A 23,888-nucleotide genomic window follows, 5' to 3' on the forward strand; every position below is an offset into this window, starting at 1 on the left:
TTCACCCCACTCTGGTCAAGGAGGTGCGCACGCGTCCCCTGAGTTCCCGGTTCGCTCGCTGATCGCTCGCTCACAGCCCGGCCCTCTCCTTCATCCAGTTCTCGATGCGGAGCTGCTCCTCGGTCCCGGCGGCCACGGCCTCGGTCCACTGCTTCTTCTTGGCCTTGTTGAACCGGTAGCTCGACGGCATCGACCCGACCTTGACGATCGGGGCCGGCTGCGCGGCCAGGATCTGGCGGCGCTTCTCGCCGAGCGGCTCGTGCATGACCTTCTCGTGCAGCTTGAGGATCGCGTCCATCAGCATCTCGGGGCGCGGGGGGCAGCCCGGCAGGTACATGTCGACCGGCACGATGTGGTCGACGCCCTGCACGATCGCGTAGTTGTTGAACATGCCGCCGCTGGAGGCGCAGACGCCCATGGAGAGCACCCAGCGGGGCTCCGGCATCTGGTCGTAGATCTGGCGAAGGACCGGGGCCATCTTCTGGCTCACCCGGCCCGCGACGATCATCAGGTCCGCCTGGCGGGGGCTGGCCCGGAAGACCTCCATGCCGAACCGGCCGAGGTCGTACCGGGCGCCGCCCGACGCCATCATCTCGATGGCGCAACAGGCGAGCCCGAACGTCGCCGGCCAGAAGCTCGACTTGCGGGTCCAGTTGACCAGCTTCTCGACCGAGGTCAGGAGGACCCCTGCCGGAAGCTTCTCTTCGATGCCCATGTCAGTCCCAATCCAGCCCGCCGCGACGCCACACGTAGGCGTACGCGACGAAGACCGTGCCGATGAACAGAACCATCTCGACGAACCCGAAGAGGCCGAGCGCGTTGAAGGACACGGCCCACGGGTACAGGAAGATGATCTCGATGTCGAAGACGATGAACAGCATCGCGGTCAGGTAGAACTTGACCGGGAACTTGCCACCGCCGGCACCCTGCGGGGTGGGCTCGATGCCGCACTCGTAGGCGTCGAGCTTCGCGCGGTTGTACCGGCGTGGGCCGGTCATCGGCGCAGACGCGACGGAGAAGAGCGCGAAACCGAACGCGAGGGCGATCAACCCCACGATGGGTATGTATGGGGAGAGCGACATACGCTATCCGCCTTCCTCTCCGTCCAGAAACCTGATAACCCTAATGTGTACGTTTGACCCGCTAGACAGCGGGGGCGATCCTGGTCAGCCCGTTGATGATCTTGTCCATCGCGTCGCCGCCGCGCGGGTCGGTCAGGTTCGCGAGCAGCTTGAGGACGAACTTCATCAACGTCGGGTGCGGCATACCGTGCCTCGTGGCGATCTTCATGATCTGCGGGTTGCCGATCATCTTCACGAACACTCCGCCGAGCCGGTAGTAGCCGCCGTAGCGCAGCTTGAGCTCCTGCGGGTACAGCCGCAGCGCCCGCTCGCGCTCGGGGGTGGTGCCCCGGGCCAGCGCCTGCACCGCGATCTCCGCGGCCAGCACGCCCGACTCCATCGCGTACGCGATGCCCTCGCCGTTGAAGGGGTTCACCATGCCGCCGGAGTCACCGACGAGCATCACGCCCCGGGTGTAGTGCGGCACCCGGTTGAAGCCCATGGGCAGCGCCGCGCCCAGGATCTTGCCGTCGGCGTTCTCCTCGCGCAGGCCCCACTCCTCGGGAGTGTTGTCGAGCCAGTCGGTGAGCATCTGCCGGTAGTCCGTCTTGCCGAACGCCGAGCTGCTGTTCAGCACGCCCAGGCCGACGTTGACCCGGCCGTCGCCCATGCCGAAGATCCAGCCGTAGCCGGGGAGCAGCTTGTCGCCGCCCTCCTTGCTGCGGAGTTCCAGCCACGACTCCAGGTACTCGTCGTCGTGCTTGAGCTCGGACTTGTAGTACCGCCGGACGGCCACCCCGATCGGGCGGTCCTCACGCTTGGTGAGCCCCATCGACAGCGGGAACCGGCCGGAGACCCCGTCGGCGGCGATGACGATCGGCGCGCGGTACTCCTTCGGCTCCTTGCCCGGACCGGTCGCCTTCACACCGATCACCCGGCCGGCCGCGTCCAGGATCGGGCCCTGCACGTTCGTGTTGGTGATCAGCCGCGCGCCGGCCTCGACCGCCCGCTTCGCCAGGATGTCGTCGAAGTCCATCCGGGTCCGGGTCAGGCCGTAGTTGGGGAAGCTCTCCAGGTCGGGCCAGTCGAGTTCGAGGCGCATGCCGCCGCCGATCACCCGCAGGCCCTTGTTCTTCAGCCAGCCCGGGGCCTCGATGTCGACGCCCATCCGGATCAGCTGCTTGACCGCGCGCGGGGTCAGGCCGTCGCCGCAGACCTTCTCACGGGGGAACTCGGTCTTCTCCAGGAGGAGCACGTTCGCGCCGTGCGCGGCGAGGTGGTGGGCGGCGGCCGAACCTCCGGGGCCGGCTCCAACAACGATGACGTCCGCTTCAGCAGCGGAATCGCTGGCATGCGGCACTGTCACGACCCTGGCCTCTCCTGTGCGCGCTCCACGTTTTCCCGGTCCAGCCGAGTTTGTGAAGACTTTCACGAGCCCTATCGCGTGCAGTCTAAGGCCGCCGCCATCCCCCCGGCGGGTTAGGCGAGCCTAACTCCACTGACGGCGGCTTGTGCCTTTTGTACCTTATTTGAGGGGCATCGCGCGGGGTTTCAGGCCCGAGTGGCCCGGTGCAACGCCGAGATGCCGCCGGTCATGTTCCGCCAGGCGACGTTTTTCCACCCATTGACACCGATGCGTTCCGCCCACTCCGCCTGGCTCGGCCAGGCCCGGATCGACTCGGCGAGGTAGACGTAGGCGTCCGGGTTGCTGCTGACCCGGCTCGCGACCGCCGGAAGAGCCTTCATCAGGTACTCCAGGTACACGGTCCGGAACACGGGGTTCGTCGGCCGGCTGAACTCGCACACCACGAGCCGCCCGCCCGGCTTCGTCACCCGGGCCATCTCCCGCAGCGCCGCGTCGGGGTCGTGCACGTTGCGGATCGCGTAGGAGATCGTCACCGCGTCGAAGCTGCCGTCCGCGAACGGAAGGGCCAGCGCGTCGCCGGCCAGCAGGGGAACGCCCCGGTTCCGGCCCTCGCGGAGCATTCCGACTGAGATGTCCGCGCCGACCACATAGGCACCGCTTCGGGCGAGTTCCTCAGTCGACACACCCGTTCCCGCGCCCAGGTCGAGGCACCGCTCGCCCGGTTTCAGGTCAAGTGCCTGTCGGGTTGCCCGTCGCCAGGCCCGATCCTGGCCGAAGGACAGTACGGTATTGGTCAGGTCATACCGCCGGGCCACGCCGTCGAACATCTCGGCTACCTCGTGCGGCTGCTTGTCCAGCGAAGCTCGCGTCACGCCCTGCACTCTACGTGTGCCGCCTGCAGCGCTGACTCGCCGATGGTCAACAATGGCTGCTAAAGCCGCGTGCGGCGACCCGGTATGCGGGGGAATGGTTGAAGGAGTGTGACGGACCGTGACCCAGTCAGCGCATGACCCCGCCTCCGGCGCGGAAACGCCGGAGGAGCTGTCGACGCTGCACAACGCCCGGCCGGCCACCCTCGCGGACCTGTCCGCGACGGACCAGGCCAGGCCCGTCCGCCGGTCCGTGCGGCCCGGCCAGGGCATCCACGGCCAGAGTTCCGAGCTACCGCCGGACATGCGGCAGATCTCGGCCAGCGCGTCGGTGCGGCCCGTGCCGGACACCCCCGCGCGGAGCTACCCCGTGATCGGGGGCGGCGAGTCGCTGTCCTCCGCCGACGCGGGCATCCCCGGGCCCGTCCAGCCCGCGCCGGCCGGTTACTCCGCGTTGCCCGGTGGGGCGTTCGGCGGGGATGTGCCCGGCGGCGCGGCCAGTGGGCACGTGCCCGGCGGGGCCTCGTTCAGTAGTGGCGGGTCCTCGTTCGGCGGGGCCGGCACGTTCGGCGGGGCGGCCCCGGCGACGTCGGGCTTCGGCGGATCCGCCCCGGGTGGGGCGCAGGACCCGGGCGGCGCGTCAGCCTTCGGCGGTTCGGCTCCGGGCGGCTTCGGTGGCCCGCCCCCCGGCGGTGCGGCCGGTTTCGGCAGCGCCGGCTCTCCCGGCTCCGACCAGAGCGGAACACCACTCGGGGGTACCGGGGCACCCGCGCCCCTGCCCCCCGCGCAGCCCCCGCTCCCCAAGCCCGACGAGAGCCCGACGATGATCCTGCCGATCATCGGGGCCGTCAAGCCGCTCACCGTCCGCCGGGTCCTCGCGGGCGCGGTCGGCGTCATCGCGCTGATCGTCGCCGGGCTGCTCGTGCTCAACGTGATGATCCCGGAGGAGAAGGACGCCCGGAAGCCGACGCCGGCCCAGCCGGTCGCGCAGACCCTGCCGCCGGCCCCGTCTCCCACCCCGACGGCCGTGAGGCACAAGCCGGTCACCGAGCTGTGCACGAAGCTCGACACGGCCCCGGTCAAGGGGCTGTACCCGACGGTGGGCGCGGGCGCGCCCACCGGCCTGACCTGCACGGCGTCCCTGGAGTTCAAGCCGCCGGCCGGTACGCCGCCGAAGCCGCCGCAGCACCGGAGCGGCAGCCTGGCCGGCACGGCCACGTACTTCCCGAGCGGCGCCGAGGCCGTCACCGCGTACGGCGCGAAGCTCACCGAGCCGTCGACCACGCTGCTGACCACGGTGGGGTCCCAGGCGGGCATGGTCACCGTCCCGGCCGGCAAAACCGTCACTGTGACCGTGCACGTCCTCGACGACAACGTGCTGCTCAGCTTCGTGCTGGTCGCCAACCGCGAGGACAAGGACTGGACGGCCCCCGAGATCGAGCAGCTCCGGGGCCTCGCCACCCAGGTCGCGACGGGCACCCTCGCCAAGCTCTAGCCGAACCCTTAGCCTCGCGGGGTGCCACACCGCCACTCCGCGCTCAACGCCCGTGTCCTGACCGCCCTGGTCGGCACCGCGATCTACTACTTCGTGACCCGGTACTGCCTGGAAGGCGTGCCCCAGCTGCCGACCTGGGCTGAGGCCGGCCGGGTCGCGGCCCTCCTCGTCGCGGCGCACCTCGTCTACGTCGCCGCCCAGATGCTGGGCCTTCTCGTCAGCTGGATCCGGCCCTACCGGCTGGTCGTGGGAATGGGGAGGTCCCGCGACTTCTGGATCGGTCCGGTGCTGCTCACGTTGTGCCGGTGGCCGGTCGCACTGAGTCTCGGCTGGATCCTCCCCGCGTCGGGGAGCCGCTGGCGGAACTGGCTCCCGTACGCGGTGCCGGTGCTCGTCTTCACGGTGTTGGGCGTGGCGGCCGTGGCCACAGCGCCGGAACCTCCGGAGGTACCGGACATCTGGGCCCCGTGGGCGGAGCCGCCCGTGCCGCCCCTGCCGGACGCGCACCGGAGCTGGTCGGTGTCGACGATCGGCGTGTGCGTGGTGGTGCTGCACTGGCTGACCATCGGTTGGCCCTCCGTCGTCGACCGCCCGGTGGTGAACGCGTGGTACTTCCGGGCGGGGTTGAGACGGCAGCATCCCTTCCTCCAGCCGGACCACCGGAACTCGGCCGAGGGTCTGCTGTGGCTGCGCTACCAGACCGGGGAGCGGGCCCGTCAGATCCAGCAGATCATCGACCAACTGCTCGCCCTGGCCCCCGAGCCCCAGGTCGCGAGCTTCCTCAGTGTGCAGCGCTCGGCCTACGACGGGAACGCCCTCGCGACGGCGGTGGCCATGGCGGAACACATGGATCGGTACCCGGAAAGTGCTGGGGACTTCGGCTTGAACGCGATGCTGTGCTACGGCGTCGGGGAGGCTCTGGCCTGCGGGAAAGCGGTCCCGACGGACCTGGTCACCCGGGCCCGGACCGCCCTTCCGGAGATGGTCGCCCACCTCCCGGTGGCCAACGCGAAGACGATGGCCGCCGTCTGGGCCCTCGTCGACGGCGATCCGAGCGCGGCGGTGGCGCTCGCGCGGGCCGCCGCGCGACACGCACCGAACCGGAGGATCCGGGCCCGGGCGCGCCTGGCCGAGGTGCTGGCGCTGATCGAGCTGGACCGCCCCGAGCAGGCCACCAGGCTGCTGGCCGCCATCCGTCCCCACCTGGATGAACGCTCCACCCTGACCTTCGCGGACCAGCGCCTCGCCGCATGACCGGCCCACTGCGACGCGAAGGGCCCCGGGAACATCCCGGGGCCCTTCGCGTCGGTGCGGGTGTTACTTCGTGGCCGTGGCGGTCACGATCGCGCTGTTGTTGCCGTCGACCGGGTCCGGCAGGGTGCCGGTGACCGTGTTGGTGCTGCTCACCCCGGCCACCTCCTGCGAGAACCGCAGCGACAGCGCCAGGTCGTAGCTCTCGCCGCCGACCAGCGTCGGCAGGGTGCACTCGTAGCTGACCTTGCTGATGATCGTGTGGCACGGCTTCGGCGGGGTGGCGAACTTCGTGCCCTCCGGAGCGGTGACGATGATCTTCGAGGTCTTGGGGCTGGCCCACGCGCCGTTGTTCGTGACCGTGACCTTGTAGTCGACGACCTCGCCGACCTTGCCCGTGACGGTGGCTCCGGACAGCGCCAGGTCCGAGTACGGCGTGCCGGTGGTCAGCGTGAACCGGGCCGAGTTGTCGACCTTGTCCCCGTCGACCTGCTTGGCGGCGACCTTGGCCTGCTTCACCACGGCGCCCCGGGCGGTGCCGGCCTCGGGCTGGAAGTCGCCGTACGGGCCGACCTGCACGACGGCCGCGCCCAGGTTGGTGTTCGGGGTGGCGTCGGCGGTCGCCTGGACCCGCAGGCCGAGGGCCAGGGTGTCGAAGCTCGCGCCGGGCGCCAGGACGATCGGCTGCTCGGTGCCGTCGGAGTCGATGTACGTCGACCAGGCGCACACGGCCGACCGCTTGTTCGTGTACGAGCAGCCGCGCACCTCCTCGCTGAACACGACGTGCTCGGGGAGGGTCAGCGCCAGGGACAGGCCCGCGCCGGTCTGGGTGCCGTTGTTGTCCACGGCGATCCACAGGTCGCTCGGGACGCCCGGGGCCAGGCCGCCGACGTTGCCGACGAGGACGCCGTAGTCGATGGACGAGGCCATCAGGTCCACGCTGTACGTGGTGGAGTTGTCGCCCTTGTGGGCCACGTCCTCGCGGTAGTCCGAGCTGATCGACACCGTGAGCTTGCCGGCGCGGCCGAGGGGCGCGTCGGGGCTGACCGGGCGGAGGTTCACGCCCAGGGTGCTGTCGAGGTAGCCGGGCTCCAGCTCGCCGAGGTCGCAGACGTACGCGGTGCGGTCACCGGTGCACGGCCAGCCGGGGAGGTCCGCGACGACGTTCGGGCCGAGCTTGGACATGTCGAACACGACCTTGGTGTGGGTCGCGGTCGAGCCGCCCTTGTTCTGTACCTCCACGAAGAAGGTCTTGCCGTTGGAGTCGACCGCGATCTGGCGGGCCTTGATGTCCACGGCGAGATCGGCCGGAGTGACCTTGGCGTGCGCCGCGGTGCCGAGGCCGAGAGTGAGGGTGCTGGCTGCGAGCGTCGTGAGAGCCGCGCCTGCGAGGAAACGCTTCATGGATCCACCGAGGGTGAGTGATGGATGGAACTTCGAGGGACCATACAGGCCGCCACTCCCCGTTACTACCGGGCAAAAGAACCCCCGCCGGTCAAACGACCGGCGGGGGCTCGCAAACCGTTGCGTAAGTGTTACTGGAGGACCGTCAGCTGCCGGTCGACGTTGGTGATCGAGGAGAAGTGCGACGTCACGCGCTCGTCGGTCGGGTCGTCGGCGGGGGTCCAGTGCACGTTCAGGTGCCGGTAGAGCGTGTCGCGCTGGGCCGGGATCCGGTCGGCGGTCCGGATCATCCACACCAGGTCGTGCAGGTTGGACCGGTGCTTCGCGCCCGCCGAGGAGATCACGTTCTCCTCGAGCATGATGCTGCCGAGGTCGTCGACACCCATGTGCAGGGACAGCTGGCCGGCGTCCTTGCCCGTCGTCAGCCACGAGGCCTGCAGGTGGTTGATGTTGTCGAAGAACAGCCGGGCGACCGCGATCAGGCGCAGGTATTCCAGGGTCGTCGCCTGGGTGCGGCCCTTGAGGTGGTTGTTCTCCGGCTGGTACGTCCACGGGATGAAGGAGCGGAAGCCGCCGGTCTCGTCCTGCAGGTCCCGGATCATGGTCATGTGCTCGATGCGCTCGGCGTTCGTCTCGCCGGTACCCATCATCATGGTGGCCGTGGACTCGATGCCCTGCCGGTGCGCGATGCCCATCACCTCGAGCCAGCGCGCGCCGGACTCCTTGAGCGGTGCGATGGCCTTGCGCGGCCGGTCGGGGAGCATCTCGGCCCCGGCGCCCGCGATGGAGGCGAGCCCGGCCGCGTGGATCCGCCGGATGGCCTCCTCCAGGCTGACGCCGGACACCTTGGCCATGTGCAGGACCTCGGACGGGCCGATCGAGTGGATCACCAGGTCCGGGTACGCCGTGGAGACCGCGCCGAACAGCTCCTCGTAGTACTCCACGCCGTAGTCGGGGTGGTGGCCGCCCTGGAGCATGACCTGGGTGGCGCCCAGCTCGACGGCCTCGGCGCAGCGCCGGAGGATCTCGGCGGTGTCGTGCGTCCAGCCCTCGGCGTGCTTGGGCGCGCGGTAGAACGCGCAGAACTTGCACGCGGTGACGCAGACGTTCGTGTAGTTGATGTTGCGGTCGATGAGGTAGGTGACGATCCCTTCCGGGTACCGCCGCCGGCGCACCGTGTCCGCCGCCTCGCCCAGCGCGTGGAACGGCGCCTCCGTGTAGAGCAGCAGCGCCTCCTCCGGGCTGATCCGGCCCCCGTCAGCTGCTCGCTGCAGAATCTTGCTGATCTCCACGCTCATGTCCCCGAGGTTACCTCTCGGTCGGTGCGCGGAGCCGGGCACCTTGGGCACCCGGCTGCCACGTCACAGCGTCACGCGTCGTAGTCGACGACCACCCGGTCGGTGACCGGCGACGACTGGCAGGTCAGGACGAAGCCGGCGGCGACCTCGTCGGGCTCCAGGGCGTAGTTGCGGGCCATCCGGACCTCGCCCTCGACGACCTTCGCCTTGCAGGTGGAGCACACCCCGCCCTTGCAGGCGTAGGGCAGTTCGGAGCGGACCTTCAGGGCCGCGTCCAGCACCTTCTCGTCGCGGCGCATGCCGAAGCTGGTCGCCCGGCCGTCGAGCAGGATCGTGACGTCGGCCTCGTGGGCGTCGGCCTCCGTGGGCGTCGTCGCGGGGGCGTCGTCGGCGTAGAACAGCTCGGAGTGTACGAGGGAGCCGTCCAGCAGCGTCTGGGCCGCGACGACCATGCCGTACGGGCCGCACAGGAAGTACTCGTCCGCCTCGGGCGCGAAGGCCTCCAGGAGCCGGGGCAGCCGTTCGGCGTCGATCCGCCCCGACAGCAGCTCGGCGTCCTGGGGCTCGCGGGACAGCACGTGCACGAGCTGCACCCGGCTCGGGTACCGGTCCTTGAGGTCCGCCAGCTCCTCCAGGAACATGACCGACCGCGCGTACCGGTTGCCGAACAGCACCGTCCACTCGCTGTCCGGCTCGGCGGCCAGGCCCGTGGCCAGCAACGACAGCACCGGGGTGATCCCGGATCCGGCGACGACCGCCACGTACCGGCGCGCGCGCCCGGCCGCGAACTCCGTCGTGAAGTGCCCGATCGGCGGCATGACCTCGACGGTGTGGCCGGCGTCGAGCGCCCCGTTGGCGTAGGTGGAGAACGCGCCGCCGGGCACCTGCTTCACGCCGACCCGGAGCACCCCGTCGCTGGCCAGCTCGGCGGGGGTGGAGCAGATCGAGTAGCTGCGCCGGATGTCCTCGCCGCCGGACAGCAGCCGCACGGTGAGGTGCTGGCCGGGGCGGAAGGCGTAGGTGGCGCGCAGGTCCTCGGGTACCAGGAAGGAGACCGCCACCGCGTCCTCGGTGAGCTGGTCCACGGCCTGGACGGTCAGCGGGTGGAACACCGGACGGCGCCGGGCCGGCTTGCTCAGGGTGACGGTCACTTCTATATCGCCTTAAAGTGGTCGAAGGGGTCGCCGCACTCCCGGCAGCTCCACAGGGACTTGCAGGCCGTCGAGCCGAACCGGCTCAGTTCCCGGGTGTCCGGGGAGCCGCAGTTCGGGCAGCGGACGGAGATGCTCAGGGTCAGGGTGGTGCCGACGCGAGCCACGCCCGACGGGGGCGCGATCCGGGCCTGGCGGAGCTTCTCCTGGCCGGACTCCGTGATCCAGTCCGTGGTCCAGGCGGGGGCCAGCACGGTGCGGACCTCGACGTCGCGGCCGGGCAGCGCGCGGCGGATGTCCGTGCGGATGGCGTCCATCGCGGGGCAGCCCGAGTAGGTCGGGGTGATGGTCACGACCACGCGGTCGCCGACGACCTCGACGTCCCGCAGGATGCCCAGGTCGTCGATCGTGACGGTCGGGATCTCCGGGTCGGGGACGGCGGCGACGGCGGCCCGCAGCTCGGCCAGCTCGGCCGCGCGCTGCTCCCCGGCCCGGGACGCCCCGGGCACGGTCACCGGCTCCGCGTGGACGGCGTTCACCAGGTCGCCCCCGGGTGCGCGCGGTGCAGCACCTGCATCTCCGCGAGCAGGTAGCTCAGGTGCGTGGTGTGCAGGCCCTGCCGGCCGCCGGTGGGCGCCCAGCCGTCCTCGGGCCGGGTCAGGGTCGCCTCGGCCAGGATCGGCTCGACCACCGCCAGCCAGCCGGACCGGAGATCATTACCCTCGAACAGCTCATGGGTGTACGGCCACAGCTCGTCCACCGCCGCCTGGGCCCGCGCGTGCGACTCGTCCGTACCGTCGCCGAGCCGCAGCGTCCACAGCCGGGCGTGGTCGACGTGGTACGCGACCTCCTTGATCGCCTTGTCCGCGATCTCGTCGCCCCGCATGGCCGTGTACAGCTCGCGCTGGTACGCCGAGAAGAACAGCAGCCGGACGATCGCGTGCGCGAAGTCCCCGTTCGGCAGCTCCACGAGTTGGACGTTCGTGAACTGCCGGTCGGTACGCAGGAAGGCGAGTTCGTCCTCGTGGCCCGTCCGGGACAGGAACATCCGGGCCTGGCCGAGCAGGTCGAGGGCGATGTTGGCCAGGGCCACGTCCTCCTCCAGCTCGGGGCCCCGGGAGGTCCACTCCGCGAGCCGCTGCGCCGCGATCAGCGCGTCGTCGCCGAGGTTGAGGTCGCTGCCGACGCCCCGGGTCACCGGGTCGTCGGCGTGGCTGAGGTCCGGGTGCGCGCTCACAGGTGGGCCACGCCTTCGGGGACGTCGTAGAAGGTCGGGTGCCGGTACACCTTGTCGGCGGCCGGCTCGAAGAACGCGTCCTTCTCGTCCGGGCTGCTCGCCGTGATCGCGACGGCGGGCACCACCCAGAGGGACACGCCCTCCTGCCGCCGGGTGTACAGGTCCCGCGCGTTACGCAGCGCCAACTCGGCGTCGGGCGCGTGCAGGCTGCCGACGTGGGTGTGCGCCAGCCCGCGCCGGGGCCGGACGAAGACCTCCCACAGGGGCCAGTCTGTCGTGCTCACGCGGGGACTCCTGTCGTCGCTGCGCCCGCCATGGCGAGCTGCTCCTTCTTGGCCTGCTGCTTGCGCGCGTACGCCTCCGCGGCGTCGCGGACCCACTGGCCACCCTCGTGGGCGGCCTTCCGGTGCGCGATCCGTTCCCGGTTGCACGGGCCATTGCCCTTGATCACCCGGAACAGCTCGTCGTAGTCGGGCTGGGTGTAGTCGTGCCGGCCCTCGGCCTCGTTCCACACCAGGCCCGGGTCCGGCAGGGTCAGGCCCAGGATCTCGGCCTGGCCGACGCACATGTCCACGAACCGCTGGCGCAGCTCGTCGTTGGTGAACCGCTTCACCTTCCAGGCCATCGACTGCGCCGTGTTGGGCGACTCGCCCTCGGGCGGGCCGAACATGGCCAGCGACGGATACCACCAGCGGTCGACCGCGTCCTGGGCCATCGCCTTCTGCTCGGCGGTGCCGTGGCTGAGGACGTGCAGGATCTCGTACCCCTGGCGCTGGTGGAAGGACTCCTCCTTGCACACCCGGATCATCGCCCGCGCGTACGGCCCGTAGGAGGCGCGGCACAGCGGGACCTGGTTGACGATGGCCGCGCCGTCGACCAGCCAGCCGATCGCGCCGACGTCCGCCCAGGTCAGGGTGGGGTAGTTGAAGATCGAGCTGTACTTCTGCCGGCCGTCGATCAGCATGTCCGACATCTCGGCGCGGTCGATGCCGAGGGTCTCGGCCGCAGCGTAGAGATACAGCCCGTGGCCGGCCTCGTCCTGCACTTTGGCGAGCAGGATGGCCTTGCGCTTGAGCGTGGGGGCCCGGGAGATCCAGTTGCCCTCGGGCTGCATGCCGATGATCTCGGAGTGCGCGTGCTGGGCGATCTGCCGGATCAGATTCTTCCGGTACTTCTCCGGCATCCAGTCCCGGGGCTCGATCTTCTGGTCGGCGGCGATGACCGCCATGAAGTAGTCGTCCTCGGAGCCCGTCGGCCGGTCCTGCTGGGCCGCGAGCTGGAGGTCACGTTCCGCGTCGGCCACCTGGTCGAGCAGGCTGCGCGCGCCCGGCTGCTCGGGGGGCTCGGAGAAGTCGTTGCCATACACCCCACAAGTGTTACACCCACCAACCCACTCGACCAAGTCCTGTAACAGAGTTGGCCCATGGGGTTGGCGTTATCGCGCTCGATGTCCGACTCCGACCCGACCGGGCACGCCGGGACCGGAACGCGCGACAGGCCCGGTCGGGCACAGCCCGGGCGGCCGGCCCGGCGCGCGCACGCGGAGAGGCCCGCCCCCGACAGCGGGAGCGGGCCTCGGTACCCGTCGAAGGGGTTTGTCAGTCGAAGACGAACAGCGGGCCGTCGGCCGGGAGCGCCGGGGCCGCCCCGTGCGCCGCCGCCCGGGCCGCGAACTCCCGCAGCCCCGCGACCTGCCGCGCGCCCAGCGAGAAGTCCAGCGCCCGGAAGTAGCCGGCGAGGGTCGCGGCGTCGAACGGCTCCCAGCGGGCCGCCGACTCGGCCACCTCGTCCAGCTCGGACAGGCACAGGTCCCGGGACCGCAGGAACGCCTCGTGCACGTCCTTGACCAGGCCCGGGTGCGCCTCGGCGAAGTCGCGCCGGACCGCCCAGACGGCGAAGACCATCGGCAGCCCGGTCCAGTCCCGCCACGCCTGGCCCAGGTCGGTGACGTGCAGGCCCTGCGACGGCGCCTCGTACAGGGCGCGCAGCGCGACGTCGCCGATCACGACGGCCGCCTCGGCGTCGGCGAGCATCGCGTCCAGGTCGGGGGCGGTGCGGGTGTAGGTCGGGGTCACCCCGTACCGGCCGGCGAGCAGCAGCTGGGCCAGGAGCACCCCGGTCCTGCTGGTCGAGCCGAGCGCGACCCGGGCGCCGTCCAGCTCCGCGAGCGGCTTCTTCGACACGATGTTGACCGAGAGCACGGGGCCGTCGCTGCCGACCGCGAGGTCCGGGAGGAGGAGCAGGTCGTCGGCCGCGCGCAGGTACTCCACCAGGCTGATCGGGCCGATGTCGAGCCGGCCGTCGACCAGGCGCTCGTTGAGCTGGTCGGGGCTGTCCTTGTGCAGTTCGACGTCGAGCAGCGCGCCGGTGCGGCCGAGGCCCCAGTAGATCGGCAGACAGTTCAGGAACTGGATGTGGCCGACCCGGGGCCTGCTCGGACTCATGTCGTCCAAGCTACGCCTGCGGTGATCGTGACGGGCGTCACGCAGCCGTGGGGGTGCGCGGGACCACCCGCGTGTCGCGGGCCTGCGGGAAAACCCCGCGCCGACCTGCCCCGACGCGGGTAGGCTGGCACGTTCGTGCGCCCGTCGAAGCCGGGCCCTCCGGGGCCAAGGGCAGTGGGAGATCACCCCCGACGCTGCAAAGGACGTCCCCCGTGCAGGAAGAGCTGCTCGCCGAACAGGAACACCTCACCAGGTCCCGCGCCGCGCTGGAGCGGATGCTGCGGACCGCCGACGAACTCCACACCACCGGCGCGACCGTGGCCGGCGACGCCTACTCGGCGGAGACCCTGGGCCGCGCCATGCGGGACCGGATGAAGCAACTGGCCGTCGACCCGAGTACCCCGCTGTTCTTCGGGCGGTTGGACATGCGGCTCCCGGACCGGCCCGGCGCCGAGAGCTGGCACATCGGCCGCCGGCACGTCGTGGACAAGGCCGGCGGCGAACCGCTGGTGCTCGACTGGCGCGCCCCGCTGTGCACCGCCTTCTACCAGGCCAGCGTCGCCGACCCGATGGGCGTGGACCAGCGCCGCCGGTTCGGGTTCGTCAAGGGCGAGCTGACCAGCTTCGAGGACGAGCACATCTCCCGGGGCGAGGAGCTGGGTACGAAGAGCGCCCTGCTCACCGCCGAGATCGAACGGCCCCGCGTCGGGCCGATGCGCGACATCGTGGCCACCATCCAGCCGGAGCAGGACGTCCTGGTCCGGGCCGAGCTGGGCGAGTCGGTGTGCGTGCAGGGCGCCCCGGGCACGGGGAAGACGGCCGTGGGCCTGCACCGGGCCGCCTACCTGCTCTACGCGCACCGCGAGCGCCTCAAGCGCGCCGGCGTCCTGATCATCGGCCCGAACCGGGCGTTCCTCGGCTACATCGCGGCCGTGCTGCCGGCGTTGGGCGAGGTGGAGGTGGACCAGTACACGATCGACGACCTGATCGCGCGGCATCCGGTCCGGGCCACCGACCCGCTGGAGGCCGCCGTGCTCAAGCACTCCGCGGCGATGGCCGACGTGCTGGGCCGGCTGCTGTGGACGAAGGTGGCCAAGCCCACCGAGGGGCTGATGATCTCCGACGGGGCGTGGCGGTGGCGGCTGTCGCCGGACGACCTGCGCGCGGCGGTCGCGGAGGTCAGGAGGGCGAACCTGCCCTACGGTATCGGCCGGGAGCGGCTCCGGGCCCGGATCGTCAACCTCCTGCTCCGCCAGGCCGAGGCCCGCTCGGGCGAGTCGCCGTCGGAGTCCTGGCAGCGCGCGATGGGCAAGCATTCCCAGGTCAAGGCCGTCCTGGAGGCCTGCTGGCCGGCCGTGACCCCGGAGAGCCTGGTCTGCGAACTGCTCACCGACCCGCCGGAGGGCTTCGAGGCGCTGCGCTGGGCGAAGCCGCCGAAGAGCCCGAAGTCCGCGAAGTGGTCGGCGGCGGACCTGGTGCTGCTGGACGAGGCCGCCGGACTGCTCGACCGCGAGGCCAGCTACGGGCACGTCGTCCTCGACGAGGCCCAGGACCTGTCCCCGATGCAGTGCCGGGTGATCGCGCGGCGCAGCGAGCACGCGTCGCTCACCGTGCTCGGCGACCTGGCCCAGGGCACCGCGCCGTGGGCGGCGGCGGACTGGGCCGACAGCCTCGGACACCTGGGCAAGCCGGGTACGGCCGTGGTGCCGCTGACCACCGGCTTCCGGGTGCCGGAGGCCATCATCGAGCTGGCGAACCGGCTGCTCCCGGCCCTCGACGTCAACGTGCCGGCCGGGGTCTCCATGCGCAGGGACGGTTCGTTGTCGGTCACCGCGACACCCGACGTGGTGGCGGAGACCGTGCGGGCGGTGCTGGCCGCGCTGGGGCACGAGGGTTCGGTGGGCGTGATCGCGGCCGACGCGGCGGTGCCCGGGCTGGTGGCGGCGTTGGAGAGCGCCGGGCTGACCGTCGGCGGCCCCGAGGAGGACGAGCGAATCACGGTGATGCCGGCGACGCTCGCGAAGGGCTTGGAGTACGACCACGTGATCGTGCCCGAGCCGGCCGCCATCGTGGCCGCCGAGCCGCGCGGTCTGCACCGGCTGTACGTGGTGCTCACCCGCGCGGTCTCCCGCCTGGACGTACTGCACTCCCAGCCCCTCCCGGCGGTACTCTCAGGGGCATGACCAGGGCGCCCGGTTGGTATGTCGATCCGGATGGCGAGCCGGCCATGCGCTATTGGGACGGCGGCTGGACCGACCGCAGCCGTCCCATCTCCTCCGAGGACCTCCCGCCGCTCGACTTCCTCGACCCGGGCCCGACCACCCCGGAGGCCACCGAGGCGTTGCCGGTGCCGGTGTCGCCGGCCCCGCGGGTGGACACGATGGATCCGCCGCCGCCTCCCCCGCAGGCCGTGCCCCGGCCCCGGCCGGAGCCGACCCCGGAGGAACCGGCCGCCCGGGGCACCGGGAACGTGTTCGCGCTGGTGGGGGCCTTCCTCCTGCTGGTACCCGTCGCGTTGGTCTGCCTGTTGCCCTTCGCCTGGGCGGTCCGCCGGTTCGCCGACTGGCCCGGGTGGACGGTGTGGGCGTTCTGGGCGGGCACCTGGTCGATCCTGGCGATCCCGGCGGCCCGGCGCGCCCTGGCCCGGGCCGCCCCGCACCAGCAGCCGTCCCGCGCCGACGAACCGGCCGGGCCGCTGGCCACGCTGACCTGGCTGTCGTTGCCGCTGCTCGTCGCCGATCGGGTGGTGACGGCGCTGACCGGGGCCGTCGACCGGCTGTGGGGCTTCGTCAAGCACCTGGCGAGCACCGGGCAGGGCCGGCGCACGACGCACTCCACGGTCGCCGTGGTGCTGGGGCTGGTGCGGAGCCTGGTGTTCTGGGCCATCTGGGGCGTGGTGGCGCTGTTGTGGCTGGTCATGCACGGGTTCAAGTACGCGACGAACGGGCTGCGCTGGGTCGCGGCCTCGATCGGGGACCGGATCCGGGGGGCGGCGCCCGAGGCCCCCTGACGGGTCGGGGCGCGCCGTGGAGGCGCCGGGCCGGGCCCGCGACCGGCCGTCATGATCAGCCGGGCAACTCGTTATAAGAGTCGTGAAAGCGACTATTTTCCGCCGCGGCCTCGTCGTCGGCGCCCTCCTGCTCACCACGGCCGTCGCCACTGTCGCGGCCGCCGGTCCCGCCCCCCGCGCGTGCGGGGAGTCCGGCGGGGTGACGGTCTGCATCTCGGTCCCGTCGGACACCCTGACCGGGGACGTGCCGGTCACCGCCACCATCGAGGGCAAGACCCCCTACGACCTGGTCTTCACCTGGGAGAGCGACGACCTGCTGTTCGACTTCCAGCCGCCGTGGACCTTCGTCTGGCCCACCGACCGGTTCCCGAACGGCCCCGGCCGGCTCGGCGTCTCCGTCAAACCGCACAGCGCCGAACTCGGCGAGGCCGTCCTGCTCCCGCTGACCATCGACAACCCGCCGCGCGCCGGCGCCCCGGACGACTGGCAGCAGAGGTTCGCGCCCCGGCAGTTCGACGGCGACCCGCTGATCGCGGCGGTCGGCGACGGCGGGGACGGCACCCGGGCCAGCGCGGCGGTGGCCCAGTCCGTCCTCGACTCGCGGGCCGGCCTGCTGCTCTTCCTCGGCGACGTCTACGAGACGGGTACCGCCGCCGAGTGGGACTACAACTACGGCCGGTCCAGCCTCGACGACCCTGCCGGCGGCAGGGACTGGGGCCGGCTCGCCGCGTTCACCAAGCCCACCCTCGGCAACCACGAGGCGCACCACCTCGACGCGTGGCGGGACTACTGGCACGGCCGGCCCGACTACGAGACGTTCACCTGGCGCGGCGTCCGGTTCCTGATCCTCAACTCCGAGTGCGGGGTCGCCGGCGGCTGCGGGCCGCGCAGTCCGCAGTACGAGTGGGCCGAGCAGGTGCTGCGGGACAGCCCCGAGAAGTGCGTGATCGCCACCTGGCACCGGCCCCTGATGGGCCCCATCCCGCACGAGAAGATGTCCGACCTGTGGGCGCTGCTCGCCGACAACGGCGGTGACCTGGTCCTCAACGGGCACCAGCACGACATGGAGGAGTACGAGCCACTGACCGGGGACCTGCGGCCCGGCGGCCACCTCGTCCAGCTCATCGCGGGCAGCGGCGGGCACATCCCGCACGACGACCCGATGCCCCGGCACGGGGTGTGGCAGGCCAGCGACCAGCCCGGCGCGCTCTACGTGCAGGCGCGCGGGGACCGGCTGGACTGGGCGTACCGGGACCCGGCCGGCCAGGTGGTCGCCGATCCCGGGGGCGTGCCCGGAACCGGCAGCGTGCGCTGCTAGACCGTCTTCGGCCCGTCGGCCGGCGGGGCGTCCTCGTCCTCGCCGGCCAGCGCCGCGCGGAGCTTGTCCTTCTCGGCCTTGCGGCGCTCGACACTGCCCGCGATGTAGTCGCTCATCTCGTCCCGCATCTTCTTGAGCAGGAAGAACGACAGCACCAGGGAGATCAGGAGCGCGATCATCACCTTGACGACGAGGGACACCGGGATCGGCAGCAGCAGGAGCACGACCATGATGGCCGCGAACATGCCCAGCCGGGCCAGCGTGTACTTGACGAACGGACTCATCGAACTAACCCCCATCACCGGTACGCCGGGCGAGCCACCGGATACCAAAGAACCAGAACGTGGCGTAGACCAGCGCGGTCACCGCCGCACCGACGCCGCCCGAGAACACCGGCGGCAGGTAGCCGGCCAGGTCGAAGGAGGCGATTCCAGCCACCGCGCCGAACAGGATGCCGAGCGCCGCGATCGCGATCCGGCCGGGCACCCGCCAGGCCCGGTACTCCTCGACGAACAGCCACGCCGGGAGCACGATGGCCAACCAGCCGCTGGAGCCGCCGAACTCCGCCCCGAACGCGACGGTGACCAGGTCGATCAGCAGGACGACGACGAGGGACAGGAGCAGCATGGCGAGCGTCGCCGCGAACATGTCCGCGTACGCCGTGACCCGCCCATCTTCGTCCCGTTTCGGGAACGTCGCCCGCTCAGACACACCTCAGAGGGTACGGGGCAGGGTCAGCTCGGCCAGCACCGGCCGGTGGTCGGAGCCGGGCAGGTCGTAGACGTCGAACCCCCGGACGGCCACCCGCTCGTCGACGAGGACGTGGTCGATGGTCACCGGCGGCAGCGAGACGCCGAGCGCCGTGGTCGCGGGGTGCTTGATGTTGGGCCAGGTCCAGGTCAGGCCGTGTCCGAGGGCGTCGGCGGCGTCCCGGTACCCGCTGTCGAGCAGTTCCCGGACCTCGACGTGGTCGAGGGTGGCGTTGAAGTCCCCGACCAGCACCCGGACCGCCCCGCCCGGGGTCGCCCGGGGGATCCGGTTGAGCTCGGCGTAGGTGAGCGCCATGTTGATCCGCTCACTGGGGGCCATCGGGTGCACGGCGAGCAGTTCGACGCTGGCGCCGGGCAGGTCGAGCCGGGCGGCCGGCATCCGGAAGGAGCTGACCGGCTCCAGGTGCGGCAGCCGGGTGAGCGGGTACCGGGAGTACAGCCCGGTGCCGGCGACGCCGTCCTCGGGCAGGGCGACCCGGTGCGGGAACAGGGCCGCCAACTGCCGGTCGGCCTCGTGGGTGAGTTCCTGCACGCTGAGCACGTCCACCCGCTGCTCGGCGATCAGCCGGCGCAGGACCCCCATGTCGGCGCCCCCGCCGAGCAGGTTGGCGCTGAGCACCCGGATCCTCGGGCCGTCCGCGCTGCCCGCGTCGCCCGGCACCCACCGGGGCAGCACCGCCGAGCCCAGGGCCACCGCCACCACCAGCGCCGCCGCCGACGCGCGCCAGTTCCGGGCGACAAGAGCCAGTCCGACGGGTACGAGGACCCCGAGCGCGATGTACGGCGTGTACGCCATCGCCGGGCGCAGCGGCCAGCCGTGTTCGAGCCCACCGAGCCGGACCGCGGCGAACACGCCCCACGCGGCGGTGGCCACCCACGCCATGATCGACAGGATTCTCATCCTTGACACAGTAGCCAGGCCGGCGCACCCTGCTACCCGATCGCCACCGCCCCGGAAGGACACCCGTGAGGCTCACCGTTCCCCGCACGGCCGGCGTGGCCCTCGCCGTCCTGGTCATCATGAACGGGGCCGCGACCTGGTTCCACGACCGGTTCGGCGCGGGCATCCTCGACTTCGCCGGGGGCCGCAACGGCGCCGACCCGCGCCCGGAGGGCTACACCCCGCAGGGCGCGTACGACCTGCTCACGGCCTACGGGGCCGACGGCCGGCGCTGGCACCTGATCCTCTCCCTGACCGGCGACGTGCTCCTGCCGGCCGTGACCGTCCTGTTCGGCCTGGTCGCGTTCGCTTCGCTGGCCCGGCGCGCCCGGGTCGGCCGCTGGGTCCTGGCCCTCCCGGTCCTCTACGTCCTCGCCGACTACGCCGAGAACGCCGGCATCGTCACCATGCTGCTCGGCTATCCCGACCGCCTCGACGCCGTCGCGACGATCACCAACGTCCTGACCAGCCTGAAGTCGGCCGCGGTCGGCGCGTGCGTGCTCGCGGCGGCCGTCCTGGGGGTACTGGCCTGGCTCCGCCGCCCCTCGAAGTCCGCGCCCAGCACGCCCTGACCCGGGCCTTTTCGGACAGCCGGTGGAGTGATCCGCTGGATAGGGTGGCGGCCATGATCGATGTGGACGGCTATCTGCGGCGGATCGGCTACGACGGGCAGCTCGCGCCCACCCTCGACACCCTGCGCGCCGTGCACCGCGCCCAGCTCCTCGCGGTGCCGTACGAGAACGCGACCATCCAGCTCGGCACCACCGCCGCCCTGGACCTCGCGGCGCTGGAACACCAGATCGTGCACCGGGGCGGCGGCGGCTACTGCTACCAGCTCAACGGCCTGTTCGGCGCGCTGCTCACGGCCCTCGGCTTCACGGTCACGTACGCGGAGGCCGCCGTGAACCGGGCCCGCACCGGCGAGTCCGCGTGGGGCAACCACCTGGTGCTCCTCGTACACCTCGACGGCCGGACCTGGATCGCGGACGCGGGGCTCGGCGACGGCTTCCTGGAACCGCTACCGCTGGAACCGGGCGGCCACACCCAGGGCCCGGCCACGTTCACGGTGGCCGACCAGGGTGAACACTGGTGGATCGGGCTCGACGGCCGCACCTCGCCGCCCGGCTTCGAACTGCGCACCGCCCCGCGGCAGCTCGCCGACTTCACCGCCGCGCACCTCCGGCTGTCCGGCGAGCCCGACTCGCCGTTCGTCAGGACGTTCGTCGTGCAGCGGATGTACCCCGACCGGACCGAGACCGTGCGCGCCCGGAACCACATCGTGCGGACAGCGGGGGGCGACGAGACCGTCGAGCTGGACCGGGCCGGGTTCGAGGACGTGGTGCGCCGCCTCGGCGTACCCGAGGAAGAGGGGTTGTGGGAACTGGCGGCGGCCCAGCACGAGGCGTGGGTCGCCGCCGGACGTCCCTAGGCCCAGACCTGCTGCGGCTCGGCCCGGCGCTCGGCCAGCTTCGGGCCGGGCTCGTACGTCTTGACGATCTCGTAGCGGGTGTTGCGCTCGACCGGGATGAAGCCGGCGTCGCGGATCAGCTCCAGCAGGTCGTCCCGCGTCATCTTGTCCGGCGTGCCGTACTGGTCCGCGTCGTGCGTGATCTTGTACTCCACGACCGAGCCGTCCAGGTCGTCCGCGCCGAAGTTCAGCGACAGCTGGGCCAGCGACAGGCCGTGCATGACCCAGAAGTTCTTCACGTGCGGCACGTTGTCGAACATCAGCCGGGACACCGCGAACGTCTTCAGCGACTCCGCCGGGCTCGCCATCGTCGTGCGGGCCTGGAGCTTGTTGCGGATCACGCCGTCCTTGGAGTCCACGAAGTCGTGCTGGTAGCGCAGCGGGATGAACACCGCGAAGCCGCCGGTCTCGTCCTGGAGCTCACGCAGCCGCATCACGTGGTCGACCCGGTGCCGGGGCTCCTCGATGTGGCCGTAGAGCATGGTCGACGGGGTCTTCATGCCCTTCTCGTGCGCGAGCCGGTGGATCCGCGACCAGTCCTCCCAGTGGCAGGCGTGGTCCACGATGTGCTGGCGGACCTCCCAGTCGAAGATCTCCGCGCCGCCGCCGGTCAGCGACTCCATGCCCGCGTCCATCAGCTCGTCGAGGATCTCGGTGGCCGGCAGGCCGGAGATCTTCTCGAACCACTGCACCTCGGTCGCGGTGAACGCCTTGAGCTTCACGTTCGGCAGGGCGGCCTTCAGCTCGCGCAGGACCCGCGGGTAGTACTTCCACGGCAGGGTCGGGTGCAGGCCGTTGACGATGTGCAACTCCGTGAGCTGCTCGTCCTCCATCTGCTTGGCGAGGCGGACGGCCTCCTCGACCCGCATCGTGTACGCGTCCTTCTCCCCCGGCTTGCGCTGGAAGGAGCAGTACGCGCAGGAGGCGGAGCAGACGTTCGTCAGGTTCAGGTGCCGGTTGACGTTGAACATGACGTTCTCGCCGTTGAGCTCGGTGCGCTTGTGGTGCGCGAGCCGGCCCAGCCAGGCGAGGTCGTCCGTCGCGTAGAGTGCCTCACCGTCTGCGCGGGTCAGTCGCTCCCCGGCGTAGACCTTTGCTTCGAGCTCGCGCTTCAGTCCGGCGTCCATGTACCCGAGAGTACGTCGCGACTTCACCAGGGATTCCGTTGCCCTATGGGTCACAGCCTGATTACCGACCGATTTTGGGGTAGCAACGCGAGTGCGGCTTTCGTACTGTGGCAGAGGTCAGTGTTCGGCGACACAGGGGGCGGAATGAAGACGAGAAAGACCGCATGGTTTTTTCTGTGCGCCTTGATCGGAGCTCTCGCGTTCGCAGCCCCCTCCGCCGCCGACCCCGGAACCCCCAACCGCCCCGCCGTCAGCGGGATCCCCGACGCCGGGGTCCGCCCGCCCGTGCCGAACGCGGCCGCCGCCGTCCCCACCGTGCGCGGCGACCTCGACGACCCGGCCATCCGGGCCATCGAGGCCAAGGTGAACGCCGAGGCCGTCGCCGTCAAGCTCCTCGAACAGCAGTCCCTCGCGGCCAAGATCACGGCTGACACCGCCACCCAGGTCGTCACCCAGACCAGGGAGTCCCTGGCCGCGGCCACCGCCATCCTCACCGGCTGGGAGAGCCAGGCCTCCGACGCCGCCGCCGCCAGCTACCGCGAGGCCCAGGCCCTCGCCCCGCTCGGCCCGCTCGGCAAGGACCTGCGCGACCTGTCCGTCCTCGCCCCCGGGCTGAAGGACCACGGCGGCACCCAGGGGCAGTACACGGCCAAGGACTACCTGACCGCGCAGCGCAACGAGCAGACCGCGAAGGCCGCCTACGACACGGCGGTCACCGCCTCGGCCACCGCGACGACGGCGTTCACGACCCTCAAGGCGCAGTACGACCAGCGGGCCGCCGCCCTGACCACCCTCCGCGCGGAGTACGCGACCCAGCTCACCAAGGCCCAGGCCGACCGGGTCGCCACGGAGCTCAACAAGCTCAAGCTCTCCAACCTCAAGCCGAACTCGCTCGGCCAGCTGCCCAACCCGAAGGCCCTCGAAGCCGTCGCGTGGGCGAAGACCCGGCTCGGCCGGCCGTACGTGTGGGGCGCCAACGGGGCGAACAACACCTTCGACTGCTCCGGGCTCGTCCAGTGGTCGTACAAGGCCGCCGGGGTGTCGGTGACCCGGATCGCGAACGACCAGTACAAGACGACCCGCGAGGTCGACGCCTCCCAGCTCCTGCCCGGTGACCTGCTCTTCTACAACACGTCCAAGACGGACTGGCGGAGCATCTACCACGTCGTCATGTACATCGGCGACAACAAGGTCATCCAGGCCCCCGAGCCCGGGGACGTGGTGAAGATCTCCACGATCAGCACCGGGGACTTCTACCGCGCCACCCGCGTGGTCGACGAGATCCAGGCCACTCCCAAGCCGACTCCGACGCCCACGCCCACGCCTTCCCCCACGCCGACCACGCCGTCGACCCCCACTCCGCGGCCCCCCACGACGCCGCCGACCACCCCGCCCACCACCACCCCCGCTGACACGCCCACGGGTGCCGGCACGCCTCCCGCCGGGTCCGGTGACGCTCCGGCCAGCCCCGACGCGCCGGGCGCCGTGCCCGCGTCCCCGGGCTCCGGGTCGGCTCCTGCCCCGGGCTCCGAGCCGGCCGCGGGAACCCCGGTGGCCGGTTCCGCTCAGGTGGTCCCGGCGGGTTAGGGTTCACGCCCAGCTGACATCGCTAGTGGTACAACTTCGAAGAGCTGCGTCGATCCGTGACAGTATTGGTGAGCGCTCGGCAGTGGGAGGGC

General features: G+C 71.3%; 24 protein-coding genes. 8 read left to right on the top strand and 16 right to left on the bottom strand.

Annotated features, from left to right (window positions below):
* Positions 1-70 precede the first annotated feature (70 nt).
* From PT931_RS24255 to PT931_RS24270, 4 genes are all read right to left on the bottom strand, one after another.
* The gene (locus PT931_RS24255; RefSeq protein ID WP_363729593.1) at positions 71-715 is read right to left on the bottom strand and encodes a NuoB/complex I 20 kDa subunit family protein; all 645 of its coding nucleotides are present in this window, start codon (positions 713-715) and stop codon (positions 71-73) included.
* 1 nt (position 716) lies between these two features.
* A complete protein-coding gene (locus tag PT931_RS24260) occupies positions 717-1,082 on the bottom strand; it encodes an NADH-quinone oxidoreductase subunit A (protein ID WP_197006597.1) in 366 nt (121 codons plus the stop codon).
* Between the two features lie 61 nt (positions 1,083-1,143).
* Complete coding sequence (locus tag PT931_RS24265) at positions 1,144-2,427, bottom strand: geranylgeranyl reductase family protein (protein ID WP_456247999.1); 1,284 nt, start codon at positions 2,425-2,427, stop codon at positions 1,144-1,146.
* A 185-nt stretch (positions 2,428-2,612) separates the two neighbouring features.
* Positions 2,613-3,299: a demethylmenaquinone methyltransferase gene (locus tag PT931_RS24270; protein ID WP_456248000.1), complete on the bottom strand. Its 687-nt coding sequence runs from the start codon at positions 3,297-3,299 to the stop codon at positions 2,613-2,615.
* A 118-nt stretch (positions 3,300-3,417) separates the two neighbouring features.
* Between PT931_RS24270 and PT931_RS24275 the strand changes: the two genes are divergently transcribed.
* Positions 3,418-4,791, top strand: coding sequence for a hypothetical protein (locus tag PT931_RS24275; protein WP_456248001.1), 1,374 nt, complete (start codon positions 3,418-3,420; stop codon positions 4,789-4,791).
* 21 nt (positions 4,792-4,812) lie between these two features.
* Positions 4,813-6,045, top strand: a complete 1,233-nt coding sequence (locus tag PT931_RS24280) for a hypothetical protein (protein ID WP_456248002.1) — start codon at positions 4,813-4,815, stop codon at positions 6,043-6,045.
* A 63-nt stretch (positions 6,046-6,108) separates the two neighbouring features.
* Here PT931_RS24280 and PT931_RS24285 read toward each other — a convergent pair whose 3' ends face one another.
* From PT931_RS24285 to PT931_RS24320, 8 genes are all read right to left on the bottom strand, one after another.
* Complete coding sequence (locus PT931_RS24285; protein WP_456248003.1) at positions 6,109-7,446, bottom strand: hypothetical protein; 1,338 nt, start codon at positions 7,444-7,446, stop codon at positions 6,109-6,111.
* A 131-nt stretch (positions 7,447-7,577) separates the two neighbouring features.
* On the bottom strand, positions 7,578-8,744 hold the full coding sequence (gene mqnC, locus PT931_RS24290) for a cyclic dehypoxanthinyl futalosine synthase (RefSeq protein WP_456248004.1): 1,167 nt from the start codon (positions 8,742-8,744) through the stop codon (positions 7,578-7,580).
* Positions 8,745-8,815: 71 nt separating this feature from the next.
* Positions 8,816-9,895, bottom strand: coding sequence for a 1,2-phenylacetyl-CoA epoxidase subunit PaaE (paaE, locus tag PT931_RS24295; RefSeq protein WP_456248005.1), 1,080 nt, complete (start codon positions 9,893-9,895; stop codon positions 8,816-8,818).
* Positions 9,896-9,897: 2 nt separating this feature from the next.
* Positions 9,898-10,362: a 1,2-phenylacetyl-CoA epoxidase subunit PaaD gene (gene paaD / locus PT931_RS24300; RefSeq protein ID WP_456248201.1), complete on the bottom strand. Its 465-nt coding sequence runs from the start codon at positions 10,360-10,362 to the stop codon at positions 9,898-9,900.
* Positions 10,363-10,430: 68 nt separating this feature from the next.
* Positions 10,431-11,093 (bottom strand): 1,2-phenylacetyl-CoA epoxidase subunit PaaC, encoded by a 663-nt coding sequence (gene paaC, locus PT931_RS24305; protein ID WP_456248202.1) that lies wholly within the window; start codon positions 11,091-11,093, stop codon positions 10,431-10,433.
* Between the two features lie 35 nt (positions 11,094-11,128).
* A complete protein-coding gene (gene paaB / locus PT931_RS24310) occupies positions 11,129-11,416 on the bottom strand; it encodes a 1,2-phenylacetyl-CoA epoxidase subunit PaaB (RefSeq protein ID WP_363729609.1) in 288 nt (95 codons plus the stop codon).
* Positions 11,413-12,498 (bottom strand): 1,2-phenylacetyl-CoA epoxidase subunit PaaA, encoded by a 1,086-nt coding sequence (gene paaA, locus PT931_RS24315; RefSeq protein ID WP_363729612.1) that lies wholly within the window; start codon positions 12,496-12,498, stop codon positions 11,413-11,415. Before paaA ends, paaB begins: the two co-directional genes overlap by 4 nt.
* A 232-nt stretch (positions 12,499-12,730) precedes the next feature.
* On the bottom strand, positions 12,731-13,576 hold the full coding sequence (locus tag PT931_RS24320; RefSeq protein WP_363729613.1) for a menaquinone biosynthetic enzyme MqnA/MqnD family protein: 846 nt from the start codon (positions 13,574-13,576) through the stop codon (positions 12,731-12,733).
* A 212-nt stretch (positions 13,577-13,788) separates the two neighbouring features.
* On the opposite strand from PT931_RS24320, the gene PT931_RS24325 reads away from it, so the two are divergent.
* From PT931_RS24325 to PT931_RS24335, 3 genes are all read left to right on the top strand, one after another.
* Entirely contained in the window at positions 13,789-15,759 is a 1,971-nt protein-coding gene (locus PT931_RS24325) for a HelD family protein (RefSeq protein ID WP_456248006.1), read from the top strand.
* Positions 15,756-16,586, top strand: a complete 831-nt coding sequence (locus PT931_RS24330) for a DUF2510 domain-containing protein (protein WP_456248007.1) — start codon at positions 15,756-15,758, stop codon at positions 16,584-16,586. The genes PT931_RS24325 and PT931_RS24330 overlap by 4 nt, the downstream gene beginning before the upstream one ends.
* Positions 16,587-16,668: 82 nt before the next feature.
* A complete protein-coding gene (locus PT931_RS24335; protein WP_456248008.1) occupies positions 16,669-17,904 on the top strand; it encodes a metallophosphoesterase family protein in 1,236 nt (411 codons plus the stop codon).
* Here the strand turns inward: PT931_RS24335 and PT931_RS24340 are convergent.
* The 3 genes from PT931_RS24340 to PT931_RS24350 are packed head-to-tail and all read right to left on the bottom strand — an operon-like array spanning position 17,901 to position 19,575.
* Positions 17,901-18,188 (bottom strand): DUF4229 domain-containing protein, encoded by a 288-nt coding sequence (locus tag PT931_RS24340; protein WP_456248009.1) that lies wholly within the window; start codon positions 18,186-18,188, stop codon positions 17,901-17,903. The genes PT931_RS24335 and PT931_RS24340 overlap by 4 nt on opposite strands.
* A 4-nt stretch (positions 18,189-18,192) precedes the next feature.
* The gene (locus tag PT931_RS24345) at positions 18,193-18,615 is read right to left on the bottom strand and encodes a hypothetical protein (RefSeq protein ID WP_363729624.1); all 423 of its coding nucleotides are present in this window, start codon (positions 18,613-18,615) and stop codon (positions 18,193-18,195) included.
* A gap of 3 nt (positions 18,616-18,618) precedes the next feature.
* Positions 18,619-19,575: an endonuclease/exonuclease/phosphatase family protein gene (locus tag PT931_RS24350; RefSeq protein ID WP_456248010.1), complete on the bottom strand. Its 957-nt coding sequence runs from the start codon at positions 19,573-19,575 to the stop codon at positions 18,619-18,621.
* 65 nt (positions 19,576-19,640) lie between these two features.
* On the opposite strand from PT931_RS24350, the gene PT931_RS24355 reads away from it, so the two are divergent.
* Entirely contained in the window at positions 19,641-20,186 is a 546-nt protein-coding gene (locus PT931_RS24355; protein ID WP_456248011.1) for a hypothetical protein, read from the top strand.
* Positions 20,187-20,239: 53 nt separating this feature from the next.
* Positions 20,240-21,043: an arylamine N-acetyltransferase family protein gene (locus PT931_RS24360; protein ID WP_456248012.1), complete on the top strand. Its 804-nt coding sequence runs from the start codon at positions 20,240-20,242 to the stop codon at positions 21,041-21,043.
* Here the strand turns inward: PT931_RS24360 and mqnE are convergent.
* Positions 21,040-22,209: an aminofutalosine synthase MqnE gene (gene mqnE / locus PT931_RS24365; RefSeq protein ID WP_456248013.1), complete on the bottom strand. Its 1,170-nt coding sequence runs from the start codon at positions 22,207-22,209 to the stop codon at positions 21,040-21,042. The two genes, PT931_RS24360 and mqnE, sit on opposite strands and share 4 nt — an antisense overlap.
* A gap of 183 nt (positions 22,210-22,392) precedes the next feature.
* On the opposite strand from mqnE, the gene PT931_RS24370 reads away from it, so the two are divergent.
* Positions 22,393-23,796 carry a C40 family peptidase gene (locus PT931_RS24370; RefSeq protein ID WP_456248014.1) on the top strand — a complete coding sequence of 468 codons (1,404 nt, stop codon included), beginning with the start codon at positions 22,393-22,395 and terminating at the stop codon, positions 23,794-23,796.
* Positions 23,797-23,888: the final 92 nt, after the last annotated feature.

It is taken from the genome of Longispora urticae (assembly GCF_053902585.1).

Excerpts from the sequence above, each read along its gene's own strand:
- mqnE (WP_456248013.1), bottom strand. The coding sequence starts at position 22,209 with ATGGACGCCGGACTGAAGCGCGAGCTCGAAGCAAAGGTCTACGCCGGG.
- PT931_RS24340 (WP_456248009.1), bottom strand. The coding sequence starts at position 18,188 with ATGAGTCCGTTCGTCAAGTACACGCTGGCCCGGCTGGGCATGTTCGCG.
- PT931_RS24255 (WP_363729593.1), bottom strand. The coding sequence starts at position 715 with ATGGGCATCGAAGAGAAGCTTCCGGCAGGGGTCCTCCTGACCTCGGTC.
- PT931_RS24320 (WP_363729613.1), bottom strand. The coding sequence starts at position 13,576 with ATGAGTCCGAGCAGGCCCCGGGTCGGCCACATCCAGTTCCTGAACTGT.
- PT931_RS24285 (WP_456248003.1), bottom strand. The coding sequence starts at position 7,446 with ATGAAGCGTTTCCTCGCAGGCGCGGCTCTCACGACGCTCGCAGCCAGC.
- PT931_RS24350 (WP_456248010.1), bottom strand. The coding sequence starts at position 19,575 with ATGAGAATCCTGTCGATCATGGCGTGGGTGGCCACCGCCGCGTGGGGC.
- mqnC (WP_456248004.1), bottom strand. The coding sequence starts at position 8,744 with ATGAGCGTGGAGATCAGCAAGATTCTGCAGCGAGCAGCTGACGGGGGC.
- PT931_RS24260 (WP_197006597.1), bottom strand. The coding sequence starts at position 1,082 with ATGTCGCTCTCCCCATACATACCCATCGTGGGGTTGATCGCCCTCGCG.
- PT931_RS24360 (WP_456248012.1), top strand. The coding sequence starts at position 20,240 with ATGATCGATGTGGACGGCTATCTGCGGCGGATCGGCTACGACGGGCAG.
- PT931_RS24330 (WP_456248007.1), top strand. The coding sequence starts at position 15,756 with ATGACCAGGGCGCCCGGTTGGTATGTCGATCCGGATGGCGAGCCGGCC.